This is a genomic window from Desulfitobacterium dichloroeliminans LMG P-21439, assembly GCF_000243135.2.
GTDB lineage: Bacteria > Bacillota > Desulfitobacteriia > Desulfitobacteriales > Desulfitobacteriaceae > Desulfitobacterium > Desulfitobacterium dichloroeliminans.
This window is the reverse complement of record NC_019903.1, coordinates 327786-350217: the sequence shown is the minus strand read 5'-3', so window position 1 is coordinate 350217 and position 22432 is coordinate 327786. Positions and strand designations below refer to the sequence as shown.

The following is a 22432-nucleotide window of genomic DNA, read 5'->3' as shown; positions in this document are numbered from 1 at the left end:
TTTGGGTACTATTATAATAAACATTAGCTATTATTTCAAGAAAATAATAGCTAATGTTCCGCCGGTGGCCCATTCAGTTTTTGTAATCAACAGCTTTGCATAGGAGACCCTTTGCCTTTTGGGGCTGAGGGTCTCCTTTTTGACGTCGTCATTACCGTTTGCTCTCCTGGCCAAAGCCCTTTAGCATATCCTCATACCACTCCAGAATTCCTGTGATAAAGATTCTCAATTGCTTAACGAGGATATCGATATCATCCCCTGGTGCTAATTTAAGCAGTCTCAGCTTGTGATCGTCTTTGAGCTTGTTGTGGTTGGAGCTATCCGAACTTTTTGGATGAATGGCCCAGACTTCTCGGACTGGGTTGATATCTTGAGCTCGCTTATGGTGACCGAAGATGAAAAGGGATAAACATTGGGTGCCATAGGAAATCAGTTGATTAACTGCTGGAGTGCGATAGGCCGAACGCAAATAGTCTTCACGGAAAAAGCTACTCAGATTCCGGCACTTCATATCAAAAATCAAAGAGCCGATATAGATACCTTTCTTGTAGACATCGATTCGACCATCGGGGTTATTTTTTTCAGAAGCGGCATAGATAGGACTTTCCGGGGATGTTTTGGAGCTTTCATAGGGGAGTTGCCCATCATAGGTCATTCTCAGCTCCAGTTCGTCCCTTCGAAAAGAGATCACACTCCCTGCTGGAAGGGTCGGAATCAAAATCTGTTCAGAGTTAAAGTTCTGATCATAGATCCAGCCCTTAACCGGTTCAAAACCTAACTCTTTGACCGCCTCACTCATCTGCAGAAAACCCCATATTTCATAGAGTTTATCCGTCCGCTTATATTGATAAGCATAAGCTGGATCGATGGCTACATTAAATTCTTCCCGCTGGAGAGCCTTATAGAGTTTAAAGAGGGTCAGATAGCGAGAATCCGTCAGCAATACTGAGGAGATGGAGGTGGGTCTGACAGGCGATACTTGACCATACCAAGGGGCATATTTAATAATCTCTAGCCCCTTTTTCATTTTTTCTGCTACTTCCTTGTAAGCGAGCAAGTTAGAGAGAACTTTTTGTTTTTGGTCCACAATGAACTCATTTGTTGACCATTGAGCTAAGTGAGAAATCTCCTGCTCCAGTTCCCGCCATAGCTCGCCAGTAGCCTCGATAAAGTCCTCGATGGTTCGGATAAGAGTGCGAATTATGAACTTAATCCAGCGGTTCTCCGGCAAGTCATAATCCACTGTAGGCTTGGGGACTTTAAGGGATTGGTTGTTCTCCGGGTGGGTGGACCTATAGCGGATGGTCACCAGGTCGATGGTTTTTGCTCGCTCATTAGGAACCATCAGATACTCTTTTTTAATCCGGGAGTTGATTTTGTTTAAAAGATCACTTAAAGCAGACATGGTATCAGGAAAATACTTTTTGATAACCATAAACCGATATAAAAGGGCTGGGGGTATCGACTTGTGGTGATATTCCCCCAAGGCAATATTTTTGCGTATTAAGTCCATGGAAAGACCATTAAGGATATTTTCCAGATCGGAGATCATAAGCTGCCACTCAAAGGAAGATAATTGAGTGGGTACAATCTCCACCATAGCATAATAACTCTGTTCTTGTATTCTCACTCTAATAAGATTCAAGCCTGGAATTAGCGGATAATAGTTTTCCTTCAAGATAATAAAGTCGGTACAGGGATAAATAAAGGCTTCACCCTGCTCATCAATTTCTAGGAATCTTTCCGGCAGGGCATCAAGACCATCCATATGAAAACGGGCATTCCTATCCTCAGCTAGAAAATCCAACTGGAGCATAACATTTTCTCGAAGTTTTAGGTACGCTTGTTCCAAGTAAGCTTCCTCTTCTGTGGCATAAAATTGTGGCCGGAGAGCTACCTCGAATTGATGGAAGACAACCTCAAAGGGCAGTTGTTCAAACGGTATAGCCATACATTTTCAACTCTTTCGCTTTTAGCCTCATAATCTCATCAGTTTGCTCAAACTCCGAAACATCTGCGTATTTCTCTAAAAGCTGGAACAATTGCCCCTCTTCTAGCTGATTGACTCGGGAGTTAAAGGCCCCGAGGAGTGGCTTCAGTTGATCTTCTGGACCTCTAAGTTTGGTTAAGATTCTTTGGACGACTTGCAGGTCGAAAGCCTGTTGGCGACTCAGATAAGTACTCTGGGGTAAGTTAGAGATATATTTGGCGATTTGGCGCACCACCCGAGGCCCAAAGCCTAAGTTCTTATTAGTTTCCCTTAAGGCACGATTAAATCCACTAAAGAACTCGATTTCCCGGTCGGTTAACTCGAGGGTAGATTCTTCTTTCTTCAAGGCCGCATATTGGGTGTATGTCACAACTTCAGGCTTCTTCCCAGTTCGGCGTTTATCAAAGTTCAAGCCCTTCAGTTCTGCGAAGTCTAAGACGTTAAGGCTAATTACATTGGCTCTGTCCAGGACCTTGTCAGAGAAATGATAGGTTGATTCATCCAGATTGACTGTCCCCACAAACATAACATTATCTCCGATTAAAACTGTTGGTTCATATTCTTGTCCGTTATATAATCTTTCCTTAACTTCTTCGTTGTATAATCTTAAGCGACGGCGATGGCCCTCCATCTCTAGGACAGAGAGGAATTGGGAAAAGTAATGTTCGACCCTCGCTAGATTCATTTCATCAAAGCAAATTATAAAGAGGCTTTCTTTCTCCTGGGACGCCTTAATCAGGGTGTTGACTAGTCCACAATCTCCCGGTCGATACACCATGTGGATAGCATCTACATAGCCGATCAAGTCAGCGTCATCCGTCCAAGCAGGACGGACAGGAATCATGACCACTTGTTGCTCGATTCCTAATGCTCTTCCGTAAAGCTGCACAAGTTGCGATTTACCGGTACCGCTCATACCAGCCAAGATGACCAGACTGGAAGATTTCATGGCTGTGTGGAAGTTGATTAGATCTTTGGGGTCGTAGGCCAGACCTGACTCTCTGGCCAAACTATTTAAGGTATCTAAAAATGCCTTTTCAATATTCTCCTCTGCCTTTGCCTCCTCTGCCTTTGCCTCTTCTTCCTTTTCTCGTTCCTTATCCGCTGCCACCGGGGCAACCACTGACTTGGCTTGTCCTTCTGCTGGCTTTACGAGGGGTTTTTCCACTGGTCTTTCTACTAACTCTGGGCTGGGAGCCGCTTCAGAGATAACCTTACCTTCAAGGGATTTGGAAGGCTCAGGAGCTTCTTGGACATCGGAAAACTCAAATTCACTGGTTAGATCCATCTGCTTGAGAATCAAATCATAGGTCTCATTGCCGACAAAGATCAGGTCAGGGCTGGCTTGCTCATCGATGATGGCATCTGAAAGCCAAATCTCTTGAAAATCAAAACACTTGAGAGTCTTAAAGGTAAAGTTAAAGCCGCCATGGGCATAGCGATGGCGTTCAAACTCGCCAATGACAATATATTCGCCTTCACTTTTCTTCCAGAGGATAACACCGGGGGTTTCATTAGGGTCTGTGGATACCCCTTTGATTTTCCCAACGAAACGATTGGCTTGGAGTCGCACCATAAATTCGTTAAAGGTAAGCTTGTGTACTTCTTGGCAAAATACCGGAATAGGCACATATGTGGTGTTTTCCGAATAGCCTTGGGGCTTAGGAACTAAGCGCACATTAGCCAAGTTGAACTTATCACTTTTTTGCAGAGGACTAAATATAATTAAGTGTTCACTAAAGAACTCTTTTGCAGCCTTTTTGCGGTTTTCTTCAGTCTCCCAAATTTCATCAACAAAATCATGGACTTCTATATCTGAAGGATAGCCTGTCACTAACCCATTGGGAAACACTGATGGTGTCTCGGATATAGGCCTGATACAAAACTGAACGGAATTCTGTTTGTTAATGAACGCCGCTTCTTTATCGTAACGAAAATACATATATTCATCACTAGGCAATACTCCGACTACATCAAATTCAAGTTGATTATATCGAGCCATTAGCGCGCCTCCCTCTTAAGATAGCTTTTCAACTGTTTTTGGTCGCTGATTATTTGGACTTTTTCTTTTTCAGAATTCATAAGTTGCTTCCTCGTTAAAAAAGGCAAGTCAAAGCTAGCTATTAAGACCTTATCATACTCGTCGAGCATCCCATCTAAGACTGCCTCCGTATCTTGGATGAACTTGACTTCTTGGGAATTCCCAAGTAACCTTCGAACCAAAGATCTTCCCACTAGCGCAACGAGTGGTTTTTCCTGGTCTTTCTCCGTGGCATCGGGGACGCTCTCAGATTTTTCTGGCTCTACACTTGTTTCAATGAACAAGCTCTTTCTGGAAATTTCTTCAACTTGTGCTTCTAAGCCACTATTTATTTCAGCTAATATTTGTTTTTCCTGCTCTAGTTTAGTTACTTTTTTGTTCAACGCCTCATACTGCTTCTTGATTTCTTTGTTTTCTTGAAGCAAATCCTGGTTTTCCTTATGTAACTTCTTCTTTTCTCCCGTAGTTTTCGTTTTCTCGTCTTTATATTTCTGGGTTTCTTCTTCATAATTCTTTGTCACTCGGCTAAGTTTATCTTCGATGTTTTTTAATCGTTTGGTATCACTTTGAATTTTTCCTTCTAATTCTTGTATCGTCTTTTCTAAGCGGCTTTCCCTCTCCATCTGCTCTCTTTGTGCCTTATCATCATCTTCAAAACACTTGAGAAGCCCTTGGTCTTTAATCTTGAAAAAAAGCTCTTCAGCCAGTTGACGATCATGCTCTTCGTTGCTTCCGATGAGTGTAACTAATATTCGGGGAATTTCCCTGTGACTTTTTGCCACCAAGTCGTATAAATCATTTAGGGGCCTGCCCAAAACCTTCTCAGGATCCCCTTCGTATATGTCATGAAGTTCACTAATTAATGGAATAGATTTATTCTTATTAATCAGACTCTTTATCAAGCTGGACCGGGGTGCATTGTTCACTCGAAATCCCGAGACGTTAATCTTTAATACCTTGACTAAATGTCTAATTTCATCATCATTCTTTAGACTCAAAAACCAATCCAGTATCTCCTTATTCACACGTAACCACTCCTATCCAACTAATGTCCTTTTGGGACGAACCCACACCTTATCATTATAATACATTTACTAAATTTGTAAGATGTTTTTGTTTATTATAATAAAAATTTTCAGTTTTTGACGAAAAAGATAATAAGTCAAATAACTCTTCAGAAGAGATTCGTAGGAAACTCAAAGGAAGGTGAATCTGTGAATGTTCCAAGTATACGACGGTGGACTCCGTAGCAAAAGAGGACAGATGTTATTACTTAGGTAAGCATTAACTTCTGCCCTTGTTTATAAGTATCGCTGGGAGAGTTGGCGGAGTATGGTTATCGGAGGAGAGTGCGATGATGTGATGAACCATTCTGTAGAGGATGCAAATTATGCAGGGGTCAATGGGATGCCACTCTGAAATATTTAAACCTTATTTCCCACTGCGCCTTTTGTAATCCTCGTCGATCCGTTCTTTCCACTTCTTATCCAGTGAGCGGCTAGCACGCACACAGCTCACGGCTTCACTGATGACTTCATAATTTAATGACGTGCCTTCACTGTCGGCATGATAATTTGTTGCCCTGTCCTTACCGATGCCAAAGCGTTCCGCCGTGGCGACGGCATCGATATTGGCACCCAAAAAGATAAACTCCCAGCCATGCTTGCTTTGTTGGCGTTCTATCATCCGACGCACTTTGGCATAGTTGAATTCACTACTAGCGTTTTCCAAGCCGTCGGTGGTGATTACAAACATGACATGCTCGGCACGCTCCTCTTCGGCTGTGTGTTTTTGGACATTGCCTATTTTATTGATTGTCTTGCCCACAGCATCGAGCAAGGCCGTATTGCCACGCACATAATACTCTTTGTCGGTGATCGGAGCGATTCCCCGCAGATTAATACGATCATGAAGCAGTTCGTAGCGGTCGTCAAATAACACTGTGGTGATAATGGCTTCGCCGGGTTCCTTCTGCTGCTTAGCAAGCATAGCATTATAGCCGCCGATTGTATCGCTTTCCAGCCCGCTCATGGAGCCACTTCTGTCCAGGATAAAAACCAGTTCCGTTAAATCTTTCTTCATCCTATTATCCTCCAAATCATTTTATTGATTTAAGGATAACAGTGCAGCGCTTGGTTCAGGTCGCTTGGCAAGCGACACATTCCGGGAAGTGTTCCATCAGCTAAACTCCAAGTGGGTGCTGCTCAAAAGCAAAGAGGGCTTCGTTTATCTCGAAAATATTGTAGCTTTCTTCTTCGATGAAGTATTCAATAATAATATCGAATTTGCTACTGTGAGAAAGAGCGTAACCGGCTTTTAACAGGAGGTCTTTCGTTTCATCAAGATTCAACCGCAAAGCGATGGAAAAAGCAATCGCGGTCGGTTTGCTCGGTTTGTAATTGAGGTCATTGCGGATTTTGGAAAACAGCTTGCGGTCGATATTGGCCTTCTTATAGGTTTCGGCATCGGTCAGACCTTTTTCGTCAATCAAGCGCAATAGCATCTGAGAGAAGGTTTCGTCCATGTTCTTTACAATATCGTCTAGCTTGCGTTGGCGCTTAGGCTTTGATTTAGCTGCTCCTATCGGTGAAAGCATGGGTGCTTCGGCCTGATAGTCATTGAGAGAATATCGATCTCGCTGACGGTCCTCGCGGGCAAAGGGCTGCTCCTCGATGTATTTGTCATCAATGTATTGGGTGATTGAGGAAAATAGCTTTTCAGACAATGTAAATGCGCTTTTATCATAGACCACTAAGTACACGGTCATATCATTATGCAAAAGAAAGTCCCCAATTGCGGAAATGGCAGTTTGTATCGCTTTATCCTTGGGATAGCCGAAAGCGCCTGCTGATATCAAGGGAAAGGCAATGCTCTCTAGGTTATACTCCTGAGCGAGAGCTAATGAGTTCCTGTAACTATCTGTGAGTAGCTTCTCCTCATCCTTATGACCACCCTGCCAAACAGGACCGACGGTGTGGATTACATACTTTGCCGGCAGGTTGTAACCTTTAGTGAGCTTGGCTTGTCCGACTTGGCAACCACCAAGAGTTCGGCATTCGGCCAGCAGTTCCGGTCCTGCGGCCCGATGGATTGCGCCATCGACACCACCACCGCCAAGTAGGGATGGGTCTGCGGCATTGACGATGGCATCGGCCAGAACCTTGGTTATATCATTACGGATTATTTCCAGCGGCATTGTGGCCCCTCCTCTGCTTCTTTAAGCTTTTATAGCCCATCTCATCTTTGCTGAGCGGGCACGACTATTCATATTACATTCTTCTGACGATGCCCGGATTACCTCGGTTGAAATCTCATTGTAAACCCCTTCTCGCAACAAACCCTTAAAAGACTTTTTGACAAGTCTATCTTCTCCTGAATGGAAAGACAGTATGGCAACACGTCCGCCTTTTGCAAGGACGTTAGGAAGTTTTTCTAGAAATTCATATAACACTTCAAATTCACTATTTACATCAACACGCAATGCCTGGAAGGTTCTTTGACATGATTTCTTAATCGCTTCTTTCCGATTATCTACCGTAATATGTTTGAGGGCATCTTCAATAATTTGTCGGAGCTTAGTCGTCGTAGAAATATCAGTTCCATTTTTTATTTCAGAAATAATAGCACGGGAAATTAGTGCAGCATAGGGTTCGTCCGCATTTTCAATGAGCATACCTTCTAATTGGTCTTGAGTCATTTTCCTTAAGCGCTCAGCACCAGATATTCCTTTTTCAGGATTCAATCGCAAATCCAATGGCCCCTCTTTTTTATATGAAAAACCTCTGTCAGGATTATCTATTTGCATTGAAGATAGGCCTAAGTCTGCTAATACAAAATCAAACGGACCCGCTTCAGCAGCAACTTGATCAATATTGGCAAAGTTCAGTTGCCTAGTAGTTAATAGATCTGAACCATACCCTAAACGCTGTAAGCGTTCTCTAGTTTTAGCTAATTCAATAGGGTCTGCATCAAGGGCATATATATGGCCCTTTGATTCTAAACATTTTAGCATTTCTAATGTATGACCACCATATCCCAGGGTTGCATCTAAACCAGTTTGGCCTGGTCGAATTTGCAAGAATTCTAGTATTTCTTTAACACATATAGATAGATGCATACCAGCAGGTGTACTGCCCTTTTGAATAACTTTTGCTACAGTATCACCATATTTTTCCGGTTGAAGCTCTTTGTATTTTTCTTTAAAGTTTCTTGGATGGGTTCCCTTATATCGAGCACGTCGTTGGTGCTTCTGCTCTGGATGTTCCATTGGTTACCTCTCTATCTTTTCTTATGTTATTTTCTACTCTCGTTCTGGCATCGAGTTATGCGGAAAACACAGCTCCGTCAGGTAGTTCTGTTCTATCATCAAGAATACACCTTGAAGAACGCTCCGCATCAAAAACGAAGTTATCCCCTTCTTTATGAAATACAAAGGTATGCTGTCCGTCCTTGGTTACCATTTTGTATTCCATTCCCGCTATGCTGTATTCCCCATAATTAAGATAGCTACTTAACAAGGAATAGGTGAATTGGAACCGCCCGTCAGCCATTAGGGTTAGCTTTGGTGAAAACAGGCTATCCTGCTCATTGCCCTGCATTACATAGACCATGGTCGGAATTTCTTCTACCTTAAACGGAATAATGACTTTATCACTTCCCATCGGATAATAGCGGAGATCCTCTAGCTCCCAGGAGTCTGCTTGAAAAGCGTTCATCTGCCGATCCGTAGCTGGATAGGGAAGGGTGGCGACCTCGGTTACCTCACCGTTCATTCGCACCAGCTTTTTACTCTTAATATCATAACTATAATAGTGGTCACTCCAAGTTCCAGCCGAGTGATCCACACCCCCGATAATGATGCTCTTTTCATTGGTACTCATCCCAGGCCAGATCAAATATCCCGGCTCGAAACAGCCCTCACTGAGCGCAAAGTCTGCTTCCACATAACCTTCTTGGTAATTGTAGAGGAAAATGCCATCCAACACCTGAAATCCTACCCGTTCCGGAGTCTCATAGAAAAGCTTAGTAAACTCAGCACGATAGGGCATCAAATGATATGATGGCTGAAAAGCTGATTCCGATTGGGCTACCCTCTCATTAGGTCCCAGAGAGGATAGAAGCAATGCTGATACAGCAATCAAAATTACAATGAGAGTATTGCCGATGCGTTTTTTCATAACCATACCTCCCAATTCCCCCCACAAGGACTCAATACCATATTATACCACGCTTTTTGCGGGTGGAATAACGCAAAAAGAAACAACAATGTCGTACCTCCTTTGAAGTACGCCATCGTTGTTTCTTATCCTTGCCAAATTCTCTTGAAATCTTCTTTAGCTATGGCAACTATGTTCATGTTCGTGGCAAGAGTCCCCGGAATCCTTTAATGATCCTTCTAGCCAATGGAGAGCGACCGTCTTAACATCTCCCGAACATCCACGCAAGACTTCGATCCCTGAGTTTTTCAAAACCCCTACGGCTCCCTCACCCATATTACCCGCGAGCATGACTTTTACTCCCTTTTCAGAAAGGGTTTGCGCGATATTCGATTTGCAACCACAGCCTGCAGGGGATGCAACCGTTTCTTCTTCAAGGATTTCTTTACTATTGTTATCTACTGTGTAAATAGTGAAGTACTCACAATGCCCAAAATGATCATCAATACGATTCTGACGTGACGGTAAAGCAATTTTCATCATTAAAATTCCTCCAAAATACTTTTATTAAGCAGCCCAATGTCTTATAATGTTATTGACATATGCCCTTTACTCACAATAATAAACTTATAAAAGGCATATGTCAATAACCCAACCATGCCGGAGGTGAAAAAAATGCCAAGGCCTAGGAAATGTAAAAAGGTATGCTGTTTACCCGAAAACAATTTATTTGGACCTATTAACAAAAGAGATATCGAAAGCGAAATAATTCCGATGACTGTAGATGAATATGAAACTATTCGTCTTATTGATTTAGAAGGAATGACCCAAGAAGAGTGCGCTGAGCGTATGAATGTTGCTCGCACTACTATACAAAGAATCTATATCGATGCTCGCAAAAAACTGGCAACATCGTTAGTGTATGGAAACAGACTACTCATCGAAGGTGGTGACTATGAGCTCTGTGGCGAAAAGGAACAGCCTGCTTTTAGGTGCCCAAGATGTCATAAACGAAATTGCTTCTAGAACTAGGTCCACTGTTAAATTACTTTCCAACTTTCCTACTTTTACTTTTCGTCGTATCGGCACGTCCTCTAATAGTAGCTCTCATGGAAGGAGTGATCTTTGATGTGCGGTCGCTACTTTATCGCTACCGAACAGGATGACGCAGAAATAAAAAAGATCATTGAAGAAATCAATGATCGCTTTAAAGACACACCCGAATTGTCCAAGATGAAAACCGGCGAGATTTATCCGACAAATATTGTGCCGATTATCACCCCCGAGGCCCCAGTCCTCATGAGATGGGGCTTTCCTCGGTTTGACGGCAAGGGACAAATAATCAACGCTCGGTTAGAAACGGCGTCAGAAAAACCGATGTTCCGCAAGGGATTCGCCGAGCATCGTTGTCTGATCCCCGCCAGCCACTACTTCGAATGGGAAACGATCGGCAAAAAGAAGCAAAAATATGCCATCGGATTGCCGAGCACACTCTACATGGCAGGCATGTACAGATTTGAGAAGGATCTGCCGGTACCCCTCTTCGTCATCCTCACACGCCCCGCAGCTCCCGGCATCATCTTTATCCATGAGCGGATGCCAGTTATTCTACCGAAGGAGCTGAGCGGAGTATGGTTATCCGGTGAGATGGAGAGCCATGATATGATGCATCATTCTGTAGAGGATGTAAGTTATGCTGGGGTCGATGTGACGCCGACTTTATTTTAGTGGGAGACAGGCATTATAGTGTTCTAAATCATAAATGATATCTTACTGTTAGGTTAGTTGATTTACCTTTTGGTGGTGACTTTCGCTTGCTTTAGTTCATCGATTAAGGGCTTATTATCCGGCTTAGATGTATCCAGAGACCAGATGTTAAGATAGGGATCGTCACTTCTAGCAAGCAATGCTTTACCTACATTCTTCCTGAAAATGCTGCCATCCTTATTCTTTCTGATGAAGTGATCGACTAATCTCGCCTTCAATCTTCCATCCACCGTATGGGTCCCCACTCTTACAATCCTATCTAGTTCCCCATATTTTTGACCCTTTTCAAACATCACATAGATTCCATTTTCAAATGAAATATCTAAAATCCTTTGATAATCCAGTCTGGGCATCATATTAAACAATTGATGTATAGCCTTGCATGGATTTTCTTCTTTTTCAAGGGCTATTAAGTTATGAAGAGCTGGTTGCCTTTCACCTTGGCGTTTCCCTTCCAAAGGGAGCCAATATTTGGAGATAGACAGCAATAGATATTTGCAATAGTTATTACCTGCAAGAATAATAAATTCATCATCACTAAGAGACACTTTGCTCGCAAGCTGAGATATAACTTCATTGCTCCATTTTTTCTTCTGCTCATCTGTCTTATCCAATAATGTCTCGTTATATGGAGCTAATATATCATCAATACTCACCAGTCCATATTTCGCAGAAAGAATATAGGTATGGTCAGCAACAATCTCAGCAAAAGCATAGGCAAGACGAAAGGTAGGGCTTTTAAAGTAGAGCTCCTTGGCAGGACATCTATAGTTTTCCTTTAAGCTTGTGCATGAAATTAAAGCTATTCTTGCCAACATCGTACCTTCTTTCATTTGTTTTGGTTAATTCCAGCGTCTTGAATGAGGATAACTTCAACCAGAAAGATATTGATTAGATACATAATAAGGAGAAATTAGCTTTCCATGCGGTATTGAGCAGCGCTTTACATTGTTCTTCTACTAAGTAGAAGTGTGTGGGACGAAGTACAAAAATGTAATCCCGTATTGTTCCCCCAACGAATTTTAGAGCAAACCACTTAGCACCAGTAAGACCTGGATCATGTTGTAACTTTCTAAACTTATCAAGGTATTCTTCCTCCTGTTTACGTTCCCTGTGGTTGTAGAAGATGATACTCTTACCGAGCTTGTAATAATCTTTTAACTCGTCTAAACCGATATATTTATTGCCTTTTCTTTCAGTGAGTGAAACACTTTTTACTTGCAAACCATTATCTGGGTCAAGAAAGACTATCTCACAATCGTTAAGCTTGTTTAATGCAGCATTATGCCAGAGTAGCCTACGCATACGGCGCTTTAAGGGGTCAAGTTCATTGGTTAGATCCAAAATGCTGTCGTAGTACGCCGTATTTCTTGGCAAGATTATAGATTCCTGTACGCTTAGCACATTCCTTTTACCGTTATCAACGACATATTTTAAGAAGTCATAAAGCTCCTCGTCATAGTTTCTATAACTCTTATCCTTAAGATATGAGATATGTTTACCGTCTGAGTTATGATTCTCATCGGGGGCTAAGTACCAGTTTACCCCTAGGGTTAAACCAGTTTTTGTTATACGTCTTAACAATGCGTATTTCCCAAAGTCTCCTAAATCACCTACGTATCTATTTTGCATACTATCTCCAATACACCTACCCACCATGAGGATTTATGGATAGAAAACGTTCTTATTGTCAGCACCCTTCGATTTGTCTAATAAATTTCTGTCGCTTTACGGTTACACTAGCAGTCTACACACAATCTTCCTTCTTCTTTACTACTAGTTCTAAAGCTTCTTCGTACACACTCAACTTATGTATAAATGAGTCTTTCCCACCTTCGAGATAATTAATTATCTGATTCTTTATACCATTTTCACCGGGATAGCCTGTTCTATCTATCCATCCATGCTTGTCATCTGATACCATAACGCATACTTGATCAGCCTTTGCATTTGTAACAATTGTCGCACTATGCGTAGCAATAATAACCTGTCGCTTCTCTTTGACCCCCCTTAATTGCTTGACTAAATTCCTATAAATATACAGATTGTCCAAATTGTCTTCTGGTTGATCTATAATTAGTGGCCTATAGTCTTTCGAGTACTCACTAAAACCGAGAATGAAAGAGAGCATTGCTACAACTTTTTGCCCGAGAGAAAGAATTCTCACATCTTTATAAAATGGACTCATTCTGTTGTTACTTTCTTTATTATTTAAATTAAACTCAAGAGAGAATTCTTCAATGTCTTGAATATACTGTCTCAAATAATAAATTATATTATTAAGGTTATCATCAGTGATAAGCTCAGAGAAAATCGTTTTAATAAGGCTACTCGAATTATCTGAGTTTAGCTCATAAATTCCTTTGTCAATTAAATTTTGATTCATATCTGTACAAAAACCTAATATATTGATTAGTTGTTTCGCTTTATCACTTTTTTTAGAAATCACCATATCAAGGAAATCAAAAATTTCATTCTTATCATATAAGTTCAATAGATACCCAATCACATTCCCTTTAGTAATATTATAATTATGAAAAAGGCTTTCTTCTTTATAATCCATTCCAAAAATCCAGCGTCCAAGATCGGGCTCATTCGGGATTTTCCGTTGAGAATAAACGATTCTAAGGATTCCTTGTTGATTAGCATTAAATGGCCTAATTATAGTATTTACTGCTTCTTGTCTTAGCTGCAATGCGCCTTTCACATCCGAAAGAATTTTTCTCAAGCCTGATTTACTTCTAACGCTAATAACATCAGCTGGCCTCGCCAAAGTCCTGTTCTGAAGAAGAACCTCATATAAGAACTTATTTATTTGCTCGCCACTAGCAGTATTGACCAATTCATTAACCGAATATCGAGTGTCAAAAAACTTCTTAAGCATTTCCTTTTTATTTGGTATAGTCTCGAGCCACAAATCACCATCACGATATGTGACTTTTGATATTTTCATGTATTGTTTAAGCGCAAACTCTTCAACACTCTCTTTGCTATACCGATAGCTATATTGATAACGATCACTCTGGTTTTGACCGAAGTAGCGAAGTATATTTTCACCATTATCTTGTTTGAAGGGCATGCGCATTTCAATTAGATATTCATCCCCCTGGAAATCATACAAAACCCATGTGTTTCCATGTGCGCATATAAAATCAAGCAATTTTTCAGATTCACATCGCTGGCTTAGAACATACTCTAGAATTTCAAGAACACTACTTTTTCCGGCACCACGCCCACCTATCAAACAATTTAGTGCACCCGAGAAATTTAAGCAAAAGTTATCTTTTCCACATATGCCGCTTAAAAAACCATCCTCGCAATTTTCGATATATATACCCTTAATATATTGCCTGTCAGATTTTTCTTCCTTAAAACTTATCGAAATATCATAATCACTAAGAGCCTCTTTGATCGTAATAAAATTCCTTTTACTGCCCTTAATCCAAAAGCACTTATTACCAACTGATTCCAGATCATGCGCATCATTATCAATAAGAAACTTGATTTCATTTGAACGATATTTCATCACTCGTGATTTAATATAGCCATGATTATTGTAATCGGATAACCCAACAAGATGTAGCGTTTCATTTGAAAATAGCTTTTGTTTATAGGCACGGTTTAAAAATTGTTCTTTAAATACATTTGAAGTATCCAAATGTGCAAGATAGCCAATCCCCCCAAAAGAATTAATAAATTGCAATACTTCCCTACTAGTTTCATAAGTACCTTCTTCAATATTAAGCAAATTATCTTTCAGCCAATTATTTATCATTCGATTATTTTCATCAGAACTCTCAAAAACACCTACAACATGGTTCTTATCTGCACACGATATTTCAACGCCCAAAATTACTTCTGGATAAGTATTTCTATTCTTCATTTGGCATAAGTGTTTGATTGCTATTTCAAGCTTTGGGACTCCCTGTATTGTATGATGATCTGAAACTACAACAATTTCGACATCCTTTACAATTAATTCTTCTGCCAAAAGCAAAAAAGATAGTACCTCCTTCCTGCTGTTATAGTCACAAAAGACTCCTATAGGTTCAAAGTCTTCAATTTTCAGTACACTTGGAAAAACGTTACGCCTTATACATAATTCAAATATTTCTTGATCCGTAGATGCTATATATCTGTTTTTATCCCAATCATTCTTTAATTTGTAGTCGTACGATTCAGGAGTGTGGACATGAAAACACGTTTTATAAAAGACACCAAATTTCTCTTTACGCTGCTTTATGGCTTCATAAGCAGCTTTTTCATCATTCAGTGCTTTCTTTATGAAGCTAGCCTCCATTTAAAATACAACTCCTCAAAGTTTTATGATAGTTAACAGAACGTTTAAAAGTAATTAGTCATTAAATACTACTTTCATATGACTCTAAAACACCATAACACTTTCTAATCAATATCTATTTATCTACTCTCGTTCTGACACATTAACTTGGTCTGCTCCATTACGATGTCCACTGCTTTGGCAGTCTTATCCGGCGGGTACCCATATTTCTTCAAAAGTCGCTTGATGGTCATCTTCATCTTAGCCTGAACACTCTCACGGATGGCCCAGTCCACGCTGATATTTTTCTTTATAGACTGGGTTAGATCTCTAGCAATTTGCTTCAGAATCTCATCGCCCATTATCTCTCTTGCAGAATCATTGTCTGCTAAGGCATCATAAAACGCCAATTCATCAGGAGTTAAGCCAGTGCTTTCACCGCGTTTCTCTGCCTCACTAATCTGCTTAGCAAGTTCGATGAGCTCCATGATGACTTGGGTGGTTTCAATAGCTCTGTTCTGATATTTTCTGATCGCAGCATCCAGTAATTCAGAGAATTTCTTGGACTGGACAAGGTTACGCCTTGAGAAGGTCTTTATTCCGCCCTTAAGCAGTCTGTTCAAGAGCTCAACAGCCAAGTTCTTCTGTTTCATTCCCTTTACTTCCTCAAGAAACTCTTCAGAAAGAATGGCAATATTGGGCTTGGAAAGTCCCACTGAACTTAAAATATCGATGACTTCATTAGATGAGATCGACTTTGATATTAACTGATTCAACTCACTGTCTAGCTGAGTCGTTGTTTTCTTTCTATTATCATTGCTAATCATTTTAACTAGGCTTGCTTTAACAGCTTTATGGAAGCCAACCTCCACATTGAGGCTTTCCGCAATATCAGTTGTGGCGCACAGAGAATATGCTCTGGCCATTTCAGTGACCAGTTTGATATAGTCGTTTTTCCTGTCCTCACGAAGGCCGATGATATAATCCATAGTCTCCACGATGGCTTGCATTTTTTCACTAGGCTTGCCCGTAAAGAACTTGCTGTAATCGTGTCCGTGCAACAACTCTTTGATCAAATCATGCCTTATAAGTAGTTCCTGCCCTGCAACTTCGGTATCAACCCCTGTGGTCTTCTTATCGCTTTCAGTATACTGGGCAAGTGCTTCTTTCAGATTCTCAGCAATGCCAATGTAGTCAACAATAAGCCCGCCTTGTTTTTCTTTAAATACACGATTTACCCTAGCAATAGCCTGCATCAAGTTATGCCCCTGCATGGGCTTGTCTATATACATAGTGTGCATACTTGGTACATCAAAGCCTGTCAGCCACATATCGCGGACGATGACCAGTTTCAACTCATCATTTTTATCCTTCATGCGCTTCGCTAAGGTTTCCCTGCTGGCCTTCTTTCCGATAAACTTCTGCCATTCCGCTGGGTCGGATGATGCGCCGGTCATAACCACTTTGATTTTTCCTGCCATCAAGTCATCACTATGCCATTCAGGTCGTATCGTCACAATTTCTTGATATAGATCAATGGCGATTCTCCTGCTCATGGCCACGATCATCGCTTTGCCACCTGCATTTTCCTGAGCCTGTTCCCGCTTTTCAAAATGCTCTACAATATCTTTAGCAATCTGTTTTACACGCTCACTAGCGCCTACGATTGCTTCAAGTCTGGCCCATTTGCTCTTGAGTTTTTCTTTTTGAGTATATTCCTGATACTCAGTGATTTCATCGTACTCAGTATCAACCTTTGGTTTTAGTTCTTCTGGCAGCTCCAGCTTGGCAATTCTGCTTTCGTAGAAAATCTTAACCGTAGTTCCATCCTCAACAGCTCGGGTCATGTCATAGACATCGATGTAATCCCCAAACACAGCTCGGGTATTTTTATCGGTCAATTCCACCGGGGTCCCGGTGAACCCTATATAGGAGGCGTTGGGAAGACTGTCACGCATGTATTTAGCATAGCCATACTTCACATTAGCCTCATCATCACCCTTCATGATCTCGGCTTCAAATCCATACTGACTGCGATGGGCTTCATCCGCCATGACGATGACATTCTTGCGATCGGTGAGAACCATATCTTCGGTACGGTAGAGGGCAGTAGCTTCGGCTGCCCTGTCCAACTCACATTCTTCTTTTGCTTCCTTTGCTACAGGTGCGAATTTATGTATGGTCGTGAAAATAATACCGCCACTGGTACGGTTATTCAGTAAGTCTCTCAGATGAGTTCTATCTGTTGCTTGCACCGGCGTACTTCTTAAAATGCCTTTGCTTTTTAAAAAGGTACCAAACAATTGATCATCTAGGTCATTTCTGTCTGTGATAATTACAATGGTCGGATTTTCAAGTCCCTCGTTGATGACAAGTTTCCCTGCATAGAAAACCATAGACAGGCTTTTACCGCTGCCTTGAGTGTGCCAAATAACACCGATTCTTCTATCCCCGGATTCCTGAGTGGCTCGCTCCGTGCTTTCGATCGCCTTATTTACAGCATGGTACTGATGATAGCCAGCCAATATTTTTATGGTGTCCTGGCTATCGCTTTGGAAAAGCACAAAATGCCTGATGATATCCAGGAAACGGTCACGCTGGAACATTCCCTTGATTAACACTTCAAGTTGAGGAATCGATAAAGGTGCTGTCGTCTCCCCATCAATAGTTCGCCAGGCCATAAAACGGTCTTCATCAGAAGTCAGTGTACCCGCCCTAGCATTTACCCCATCACTGGTTACCAAGAAGGAATTATAGGTGAATAGCGAAGGTATGGTCATTTTATAGGTCTGAAGCTGGTTGTAAGCATCTGTGATATCCACATTTTCATCACTGGCACTTTTTAATTCCATAACTACAAGGGGAATGCCGTTAACAAAGGCAATCACATCTGGACGCTTTTCGACCCCATGTTCGATAAATGTAAACTGGTTGGCTACCATGAACTCATTATTCAGCGGCTTCTCAAAATCAAATACATAGACCTTTTCCGTTCGATAGCTGGCGTCCGCTTGCTTCACCTGCACATCGATACCGTCGGTGATCATCTTTTGAAAAGCCTTGTTGTTCATGATAAGGCTAGGACTTTGGGGAATAGTTATCTGCCTGAAGGCATCTTCCAGAGCATCTGGCCTCATCCTTGGATTGATCCTTTGGAGGGCTTCTTTTAGTCTGTCATTAAGAGTGATGTCGCCGTAATCCCCTCGCTCCGGGTAATCGCCATCTGGTGCAATATCGGGAGCGAAAACTATTTCATAGCCCAGCTCTTCGAACCATTCTAGGGTTGCTTCTTCTAAGTGGGACTCACAGAAGTTCTTCGACATTTATTGCACCTCCTCGATTGGGACCCGGATTTCTCCGGACATGAGTTTGGGAAGTAGGGTATCTCTTGTAGTACTTAACTTATCTATTTCATCTCCATTTTGGTAGATCGAATTGATTATTGTATCAAATATTTCTTTATATCTAATCATAGTTTCATCATCAGGCAAAACAATTAAATACTTGCTAAACAGATTGTTCGTGTCTAAATTCTTGATACCTGTCGTCCCATTTTCAAATAAAAAGAAAATATCTTTGTTGTATAGATAATGAAGAATTGAATAAACAAATGTTGCATAATACTCCTTTTTCATTGACAAAGCTCTACAAAAATTAGTACAAACCATAGGTTTTCCTGCAAAGTTAACAAGTTGATGAGTAATTAAGGCTGTTCTCCCTGTTGACTGGGTAGGGCTTCCACCCGATATTTCAATTATTATTTGTGCTTCTGACAATCTTTTCTTTTCCAGATTCTTTTCTAAGATATACCTAGTAGGTGGTTTTCCTTTTTTACCAGTAGCTATTTCAGGTATATCAGCCCCTCTGATACAAATTACTTCCTGAGAATAGTTACCTTGTGGCACTTCCTTCCCCCAATCTCCACCTAAAGTGTCAGAGATAAGATCACCTATAGTTCCAACTCTCCACCCCTTAGGAATTCTCCCCAACTCGCTGTCTTCAAATTCTCCATCCTGAAAAGGTTCAAAATCCACAAACCAGCTTTTGAAGATTGCTTGTGCTATTTCCTCAAGGTTCTTATTGATGCAGTTGTTGAGTTCAATTTTGTCGTCCAAGCAGGAAAGGGTGGACGTGATAGCTTTTTGTTCGTGGATGGGTGGAATGGTTATCGGCAGACTCCTCAGTAAAGGTAAATTAGTATAACCCTGTACCGATCCACCTTTTACACTAGCTAAAATCTTTTGAAAATAATTACTGCTTAAAACATAATACAAAAAACCCGATTTAAGTTCTTGTGGGTTAGGCCTGATAATAGCAACCGAACTTGAAATTCCAAATCTATCATTAATTCTATAAACATAAGCATTCCCAATTGTTCCTATTATTCCAATGAGTACATCTCCATCTTGCAAATTTCTCACTGAACTTCTACTTAAACTAAATAATTTCGTATAATCATCCTCGGATATATAAGAAACATCATCAAGGTTCAATTTTCCATTCTGAATATTTTTCGAGGATAAATATAAAATTCCTCTATCTAATCTCTTTACTTTTGTATGGGCACCATCACCTAACGTGCATACTTCTCCAAGTTTTACTTCTTTCCACTCACTAATACTCATTCCCGCTCACCCCCTGTCTTACCTTTCAGCTTTTTCTGGGTCTGTTTAATGCTCTCCAGATAATCCCGTTCGACAGGGGTGGGTAAATCTGATATCCGTTTGCGGTATTTTTTATATTCCTCAGTTGCTTTCTCAATAGCACTCTGACGACTGATTGTTCCCGCATTTTGCAATATCCCTTTTCCGTAGCGTTCAGCAAAATCATCTACCTGGGGCAGCCAGTCCCGCATATAGATCGGGTCATGATTCATAGCGTGTAGCTCTGCCAAATCAAAAAAGGCCGAAACCATACGATTCAACACGGCTAACTCTTTTTCATCCAAGTAATTCTTGGCAATCAATGCCTCCTCTTTGTTGGGTTGTTCACCGGCGAATGTCTTCATCCCCATAAAAGGCAATTCCGCATTGGCTCGGCTGTAGATAATTTCAGCAGAGGTCTGCTTATTTACTGCATAGTGCAATTTATTCTGGACAATCTGAAAGAACTGTTTGCATTCCTCTGATTTCGAGTCGTAATCAATACTTGTGGCAAAAAGATCTAATAGCTGTCGGTAAAACACTTTTTCGCTGGAACGGATATCTCGGATGCGTTCCAAAAGCTCCTTCCAATAGTTGCCACCCCCTGCTTTCTTTAAGAGGTCGTCGTTCATAGTAAAACCTTTGATAAGATACTCTCGCAGCCGTTCGGTAGCCCAAATACGAAATTGTGTGCCTCGTAAAGATTTTACCCGGTAGCCGACAGAGATAATAACATCGAGATTATAGTATGTTACCCTCCTCTCAACGCTTCTATCTCCTTCATTTTGAACTGTTGCATAATTTGCAACAGTTGCTGTTTCCTCTAACTCACCTTCGGTAAAAATGTTCTTGATGTGCCTGGATATGACTGATTTATCTCGTTGAAAAAGTTCTGCCATCTGATTCAAACTAAGCCATACTGTTTCATCCTCCATGCGCACATCAATTTTAATAGTGCCATCTTGGGACCGATACAAAACTATCTCCGTGTCTTTAGAAATCATACCCAATCGCCCCCAATCTGCGCTTGATCTCTTCCTCAAGGGTATGAGATTTCGCAAACATCTCAGCTAGCTCCCCTGTAAGCTTTGCCATCTTTTCGTCGAATGGCTCTCCGTCATCTTCCACTTCTTCGATACCCACATATCTGCCCGGGGTCAAGATATACTCATGACTTCTGACCTCTTCAATACTTGCCGATTTGCAGAATCCTTGGATATCTTGATACTCTCCCATTTCTTCATCTTTATAATTGTCTATCTTATAAAGTTTTGCCTTTTCAGCCACCATCAATTTTTCACTTGTGGCGCCTGTATCCCTCCAATTATGGTAGGTATCATATATCTGCTTTATCTCCTCATCAGTCATCTCCCTGTGTTTACGGGTTTCCATATAGCCCATCTTGCGGGCATCGATAAAGAGGATTTTGTCCTTCCTGTTTTCTCTCTTTTTGGAGATGAACCAAAGGCAGACTGGGATTGTCACGTTATAAAACAAATTCGGTGGCATGGTAATAATGCAGTCCACAAGCCCTGCTTCGATAATATTCTTTCTAATTTCTGCTTCTGCCTTAGTAGATGTGCTCATCGAGCCGTTAGCCAGTACAAACCCGGCTACTCCGTTAGGTGAAAGCTTGCTGATGATGTGCTCTATCCAAGCATAGTTGGCATTATTGGCAGGCGGAATACCATACTTCCAACGGGCATCATCCTGAATTAGAGTGTAGTCGCTTACATTAAAAGGGGGATTTGCCAGTACAAAGTCTGCTCGCAAATTTTTATGTAGGTCATTGCCAAAGGTATCAGCATCTCTCTCACCCAAATTGCCGTCAATTCCCCGAATGGCAAGATTCATTTTGCAAAGTCTCCAGGTAGTAGCAGTAAACTCCTGACCGAAAATATGGATATCGTCTTTTCTACCGCGATGCTCTTCAACGAATTTCTGAGACTGGACAAACATACCCCCCGATCCGCAGCATGGGTCATAAACTCTGCCTTTATATGGTTCAATCATGCCTACCAGTAGTTTGACAATGCTTGGTGGCGTATAAAATTCACCTTCGCTAGAACCGAATTTGCCTAAGAAGTATTCATAGACCCTGCCCAGGATATCTTGGGCCTTGGCCGCTTTGTTTCCTAAATTAAAGGAGAAAAGGTCAATCAACTCGCCAAGCTTAGTTTTATCGAGCTCCGGTCGGGCATAGTTTTTCGGTAATACGCCTTTGAGGTTTTTATTCTCCCTTTCAATGGCGATCATAGCTTCGTCAATAATCTGGCCAATTGTGCTTTGCTTGGCACTTTTCTTGATGAATTCCCATCTGGCACTTGGTGGTACGAAGAAAATGTTGTCTTCTAGGTAAGCGTCCCTATCTTCTTCAAAACCATCCCCTTCTGCAAGCAATTCATTGTACTTATCTTCAAAGCTGTCCGAAATGTATTTCAAGAAAATAAGTCCCAGTATTACCGACTTATAATCAGAGGGTTGAATATTCCCTCTCAGTTTATCTGCCATTTCCCAAAGTTTATTTTCAAATTCTAAGCTCACTGACATCTTCTT

Annotated in this window: 17 protein-coding genes; 2 read left to right on the top strand and 15 right to left on the bottom strand. The window is 41.2% G+C overall.

Annotated elements, in window-relative coordinates; translation table 11 throughout:
- Positions 1 to 151 precede the first annotated feature (151 nt).
- The 8 genes from DESDI_RS01565 to DESDI_RS01530 all read right to left on the bottom strand — a co-directional run bounded on the left by DESDI_RS01565 (position 152) and on the right by DESDI_RS01530 (position 9727).
- Positions 152 to 1951 (bottom strand): DUF2357 domain-containing protein, encoded by a 1800-nt coding sequence (locus DESDI_RS01565; RefSeq protein ID WP_015260879.1) that lies wholly within the window; start codon positions 1949 to 1951, stop codon positions 152 to 154.
- Positions 1935 to 3992, bottom strand: coding sequence for an McrB family protein (locus tag DESDI_RS01560; RefSeq protein ID WP_015260878.1), 2058 nt, complete (start codon positions 3990 to 3992; stop codon positions 1935 to 1937). The genes DESDI_RS01565 and DESDI_RS01560 overlap by 17 nt, the downstream gene beginning before the upstream one ends.
- Positions 3992 to 5056 carry a hypothetical protein gene (locus DESDI_RS01555; protein WP_015260877.1) on the bottom strand — a complete coding sequence of 355 codons (1065 nt, stop codon included), beginning with the start codon at positions 5054 to 5056 and terminating at the stop codon, positions 3992 to 3994. The genes DESDI_RS01560 and DESDI_RS01555 overlap by 1 nt, the downstream gene beginning before the upstream one ends.
- A 406-nt stretch (positions 5057 to 5462) precedes the next feature.
- Positions 5463 to 6113, bottom strand: coding sequence for a vWA domain-containing protein (locus DESDI_RS01550; protein WP_015260876.1), 651 nt, complete (start codon positions 6111 to 6113; stop codon positions 5463 to 5465).
- Positions 6114 to 6213: 100 nt separating this feature from the next.
- The gene (locus DESDI_RS01545) at positions 6214 to 7227 is read right to left on the bottom strand and encodes an O-acetyl-ADP-ribose deacetylase (RefSeq protein WP_015260875.1); all 1014 of its coding nucleotides are present in this window, start codon (positions 7225 to 7227) and stop codon (positions 6214 to 6216) included.
- 21 nt (positions 7228 to 7248) lie between these two features.
- Positions 7249 to 8298, bottom strand: coding sequence for a 16S rRNA (cytosine(1402)-N(4))-methyltransferase RsmH (rsmH, locus tag DESDI_RS01540; RefSeq protein ID WP_015260874.1), 1050 nt, complete (start codon positions 8296 to 8298; stop codon positions 7249 to 7251).
- 55 nt (positions 8299 to 8353) lie between these two features.
- Positions 8354 to 9208 carry a hypothetical protein gene (locus DESDI_RS01535; protein WP_015260873.1) on the bottom strand — a complete coding sequence of 285 codons (855 nt, stop codon included), beginning with the start codon at positions 9206 to 9208 and terminating at the stop codon, positions 8354 to 8356.
- A gap of 156 nt (positions 9209 to 9364) precedes the next feature.
- On the bottom strand, positions 9365 to 9727 hold the full coding sequence (locus DESDI_RS01530; protein WP_041219629.1) for a NifB/NifX family molybdenum-iron cluster-binding protein: 363 nt from the start codon (positions 9725 to 9727) through the stop codon (positions 9365 to 9367).
- A 135-nt stretch (positions 9728 to 9862) separates the two neighbouring features.
- On the opposite strand from DESDI_RS01530, the gene DESDI_RS01525 reads away from it, so the two are divergent.
- Together DESDI_RS01525 and DESDI_RS01520 are read left to right on the top strand one after the other, a co-directional pair.
- The gene (locus DESDI_RS01525) at positions 9863 to 10213 is read left to right on the top strand and encodes a DUF134 domain-containing protein (protein ID WP_015260871.1); all 351 of its coding nucleotides are present in this window, start codon (positions 9863 to 9865) and stop codon (positions 10211 to 10213) included.
- A gap of 102 nt (positions 10214 to 10315) precedes the next feature.
- Complete coding sequence (locus DESDI_RS01520) at positions 10316 to 10915, top strand: SOS response-associated peptidase (RefSeq protein ID WP_015260870.1); 600 nt, start codon at positions 10316 to 10318, stop codon at positions 10913 to 10915.
- A gap of 62 nt (positions 10916 to 10977) precedes the next feature.
- On the opposite strand, the gene DESDI_RS17995 is transcribed toward DESDI_RS01520, so the two are convergent.
- The 7 genes from DESDI_RS17995 to DESDI_RS01480 form a co-directional block, all read right to left on the bottom strand.
- Positions 10978 to 11787: a DUF6884 domain-containing protein gene (locus DESDI_RS17995; protein WP_172635871.1), complete on the bottom strand. Its 810-nt coding sequence runs from the start codon at positions 11785 to 11787 to the stop codon at positions 10978 to 10980.
- A gap of 58 nt (positions 11788 to 11845) precedes the next feature.
- Positions 11846 to 12586: a hypothetical protein gene (locus DESDI_RS01505; RefSeq protein WP_015260868.1), complete on the bottom strand. Its 741-nt coding sequence runs from the start codon at positions 12584 to 12586 to the stop codon at positions 11846 to 11848.
- Between the two features lie 115 nt (positions 12587 to 12701).
- Complete coding sequence (locus tag DESDI_RS01500) at positions 12702 to 15254, bottom strand: Spaf_1101 family AAA-like ATPase (RefSeq protein ID WP_015260867.1); 2553 nt, start codon at positions 15252 to 15254, stop codon at positions 12702 to 12704.
- A 119-nt stretch (positions 15255 to 15373) separates the two neighbouring features.
- A complete protein-coding gene (locus tag DESDI_RS01495; RefSeq protein ID WP_015260866.1) occupies positions 15374 to 18556 on the bottom strand; it encodes a type I restriction endonuclease subunit R in 3183 nt (1060 codons plus the stop codon).
- Positions 18557 to 19858, bottom strand: coding sequence for a restriction endonuclease subunit S (locus tag DESDI_RS17200; RefSeq protein ID WP_015260865.1), 1302 nt, complete (start codon positions 19856 to 19858; stop codon positions 18557 to 18559).
- Positions 19855 to 20880 (bottom strand): virulence RhuM family protein, encoded by a 1026-nt coding sequence (locus DESDI_RS01485; RefSeq protein WP_015260864.1) that lies wholly within the window; start codon positions 20878 to 20880, stop codon positions 19855 to 19857. The genes DESDI_RS17200 and DESDI_RS01485 overlap by 4 nt, the downstream gene beginning before the upstream one ends.
- Entirely contained in the window at positions 20870 to 22426 is a 1557-nt protein-coding gene (locus tag DESDI_RS01480; protein ID WP_015260863.1) for a type I restriction-modification system subunit M, read from the bottom strand. The genes DESDI_RS01485 and DESDI_RS01480 overlap by 11 nt, the downstream gene beginning before the upstream one ends.
- Between the last annotated feature and the right edge of the window lie 6 nt (positions 22427 to 22432).

Excerpts from the sequence above, each read along its gene's own strand:
- DESDI_RS01565 (WP_015260879.1), bottom strand. The coding sequence starts at position 1,951 with ATGGCTATACCGTTTGAACAACTGCCCTTTGAGGTTGTCTTCCATCAA.
- DESDI_RS01560 (WP_015260878.1), bottom strand. The coding sequence starts at position 3,992 with ATGGCTCGATATAATCAACTTGAATTTGATGTAGTCGGAGTATTGCCT.
- DESDI_RS01550 (WP_015260876.1), bottom strand. The coding sequence starts at position 6,113 with ATGAAGAAAGATTTAACGGAACTGGTTTTTATCCTGGACAGAAGTGGC.
- DESDI_RS01545 (WP_015260875.1), bottom strand. The coding sequence starts at position 7,227 with ATGCCGCTGGAAATAATCCGTAATGATATAACCAAGGTTCTGGCCGAT.
- rsmH (WP_015260874.1), bottom strand. The coding sequence starts at position 8,298 with ATGGAACATCCAGAGCAGAAGCACCAACGACGTGCTCGATATAAGGGA.
- DESDI_RS01535 (WP_015260873.1), bottom strand. The coding sequence starts at position 9,208 with ATGAAAAAACGCATCGGCAATACTCTCATTGTAATTTTGATTGCTGTA.
- DESDI_RS01530 (WP_041219629.1), bottom strand. The coding sequence starts at position 9,727 with ATGAAAATTGCTTTACCGTCACGTCAGAATCGTATTGATGATCATTTT.
- DESDI_RS01525 (WP_015260871.1), top strand. The coding sequence starts at position 9,863 with ATGCCAAGGCCTAGGAAATGTAAAAAGGTATGCTGTTTACCCGAAAAC.
- DESDI_RS01520 (WP_015260870.1), top strand. The coding sequence starts at position 10,316 with ATGTGCGGTCGCTACTTTATCGCTACCGAACAGGATGACGCAGAAATA.
- DESDI_RS17995 (WP_172635871.1), bottom strand. The coding sequence starts at position 11,787 with ATGAAAGAAGGTACGATGTTGGCAAGAATAGCTTTAATTTCATGCACA.
- DESDI_RS01505 (WP_015260868.1), bottom strand. The coding sequence starts at position 12,586 with ATGCAAAATAGATACGTAGGTGATTTAGGAGACTTTGGGAAATACGCA.
- DESDI_RS01500 (WP_015260867.1), bottom strand. The coding sequence starts at position 15,254 with ATGGAGGCTAGCTTCATAAAGAAAGCACTGAATGATGAAAAAGCTGCT.
- DESDI_RS01495 (WP_015260866.1), bottom strand. The coding sequence starts at position 18,556 with ATGTCGAAGAACTTCTGTGAGTCCCACTTAGAAGAAGCAACCCTAGAA.
- DESDI_RS17200 (WP_015260865.1), bottom strand. The coding sequence starts at position 19,858 with ATGAGTATTAGTGAGTGGAAAGAAGTAAAACTTGGAGAAGTATGCACG.
- DESDI_RS01485 (WP_015260864.1), bottom strand. The coding sequence starts at position 20,880 with ATGATTTCTAAAGACACGGAGATAGTTTTGTATCGGTCCCAAGATGGC.
- DESDI_RS01480 (WP_015260863.1), bottom strand. The coding sequence starts at position 22,426 with ATGTCAGTGAGCTTAGAATTTGAAAATAAACTTTGGGAAATGGCAGAT.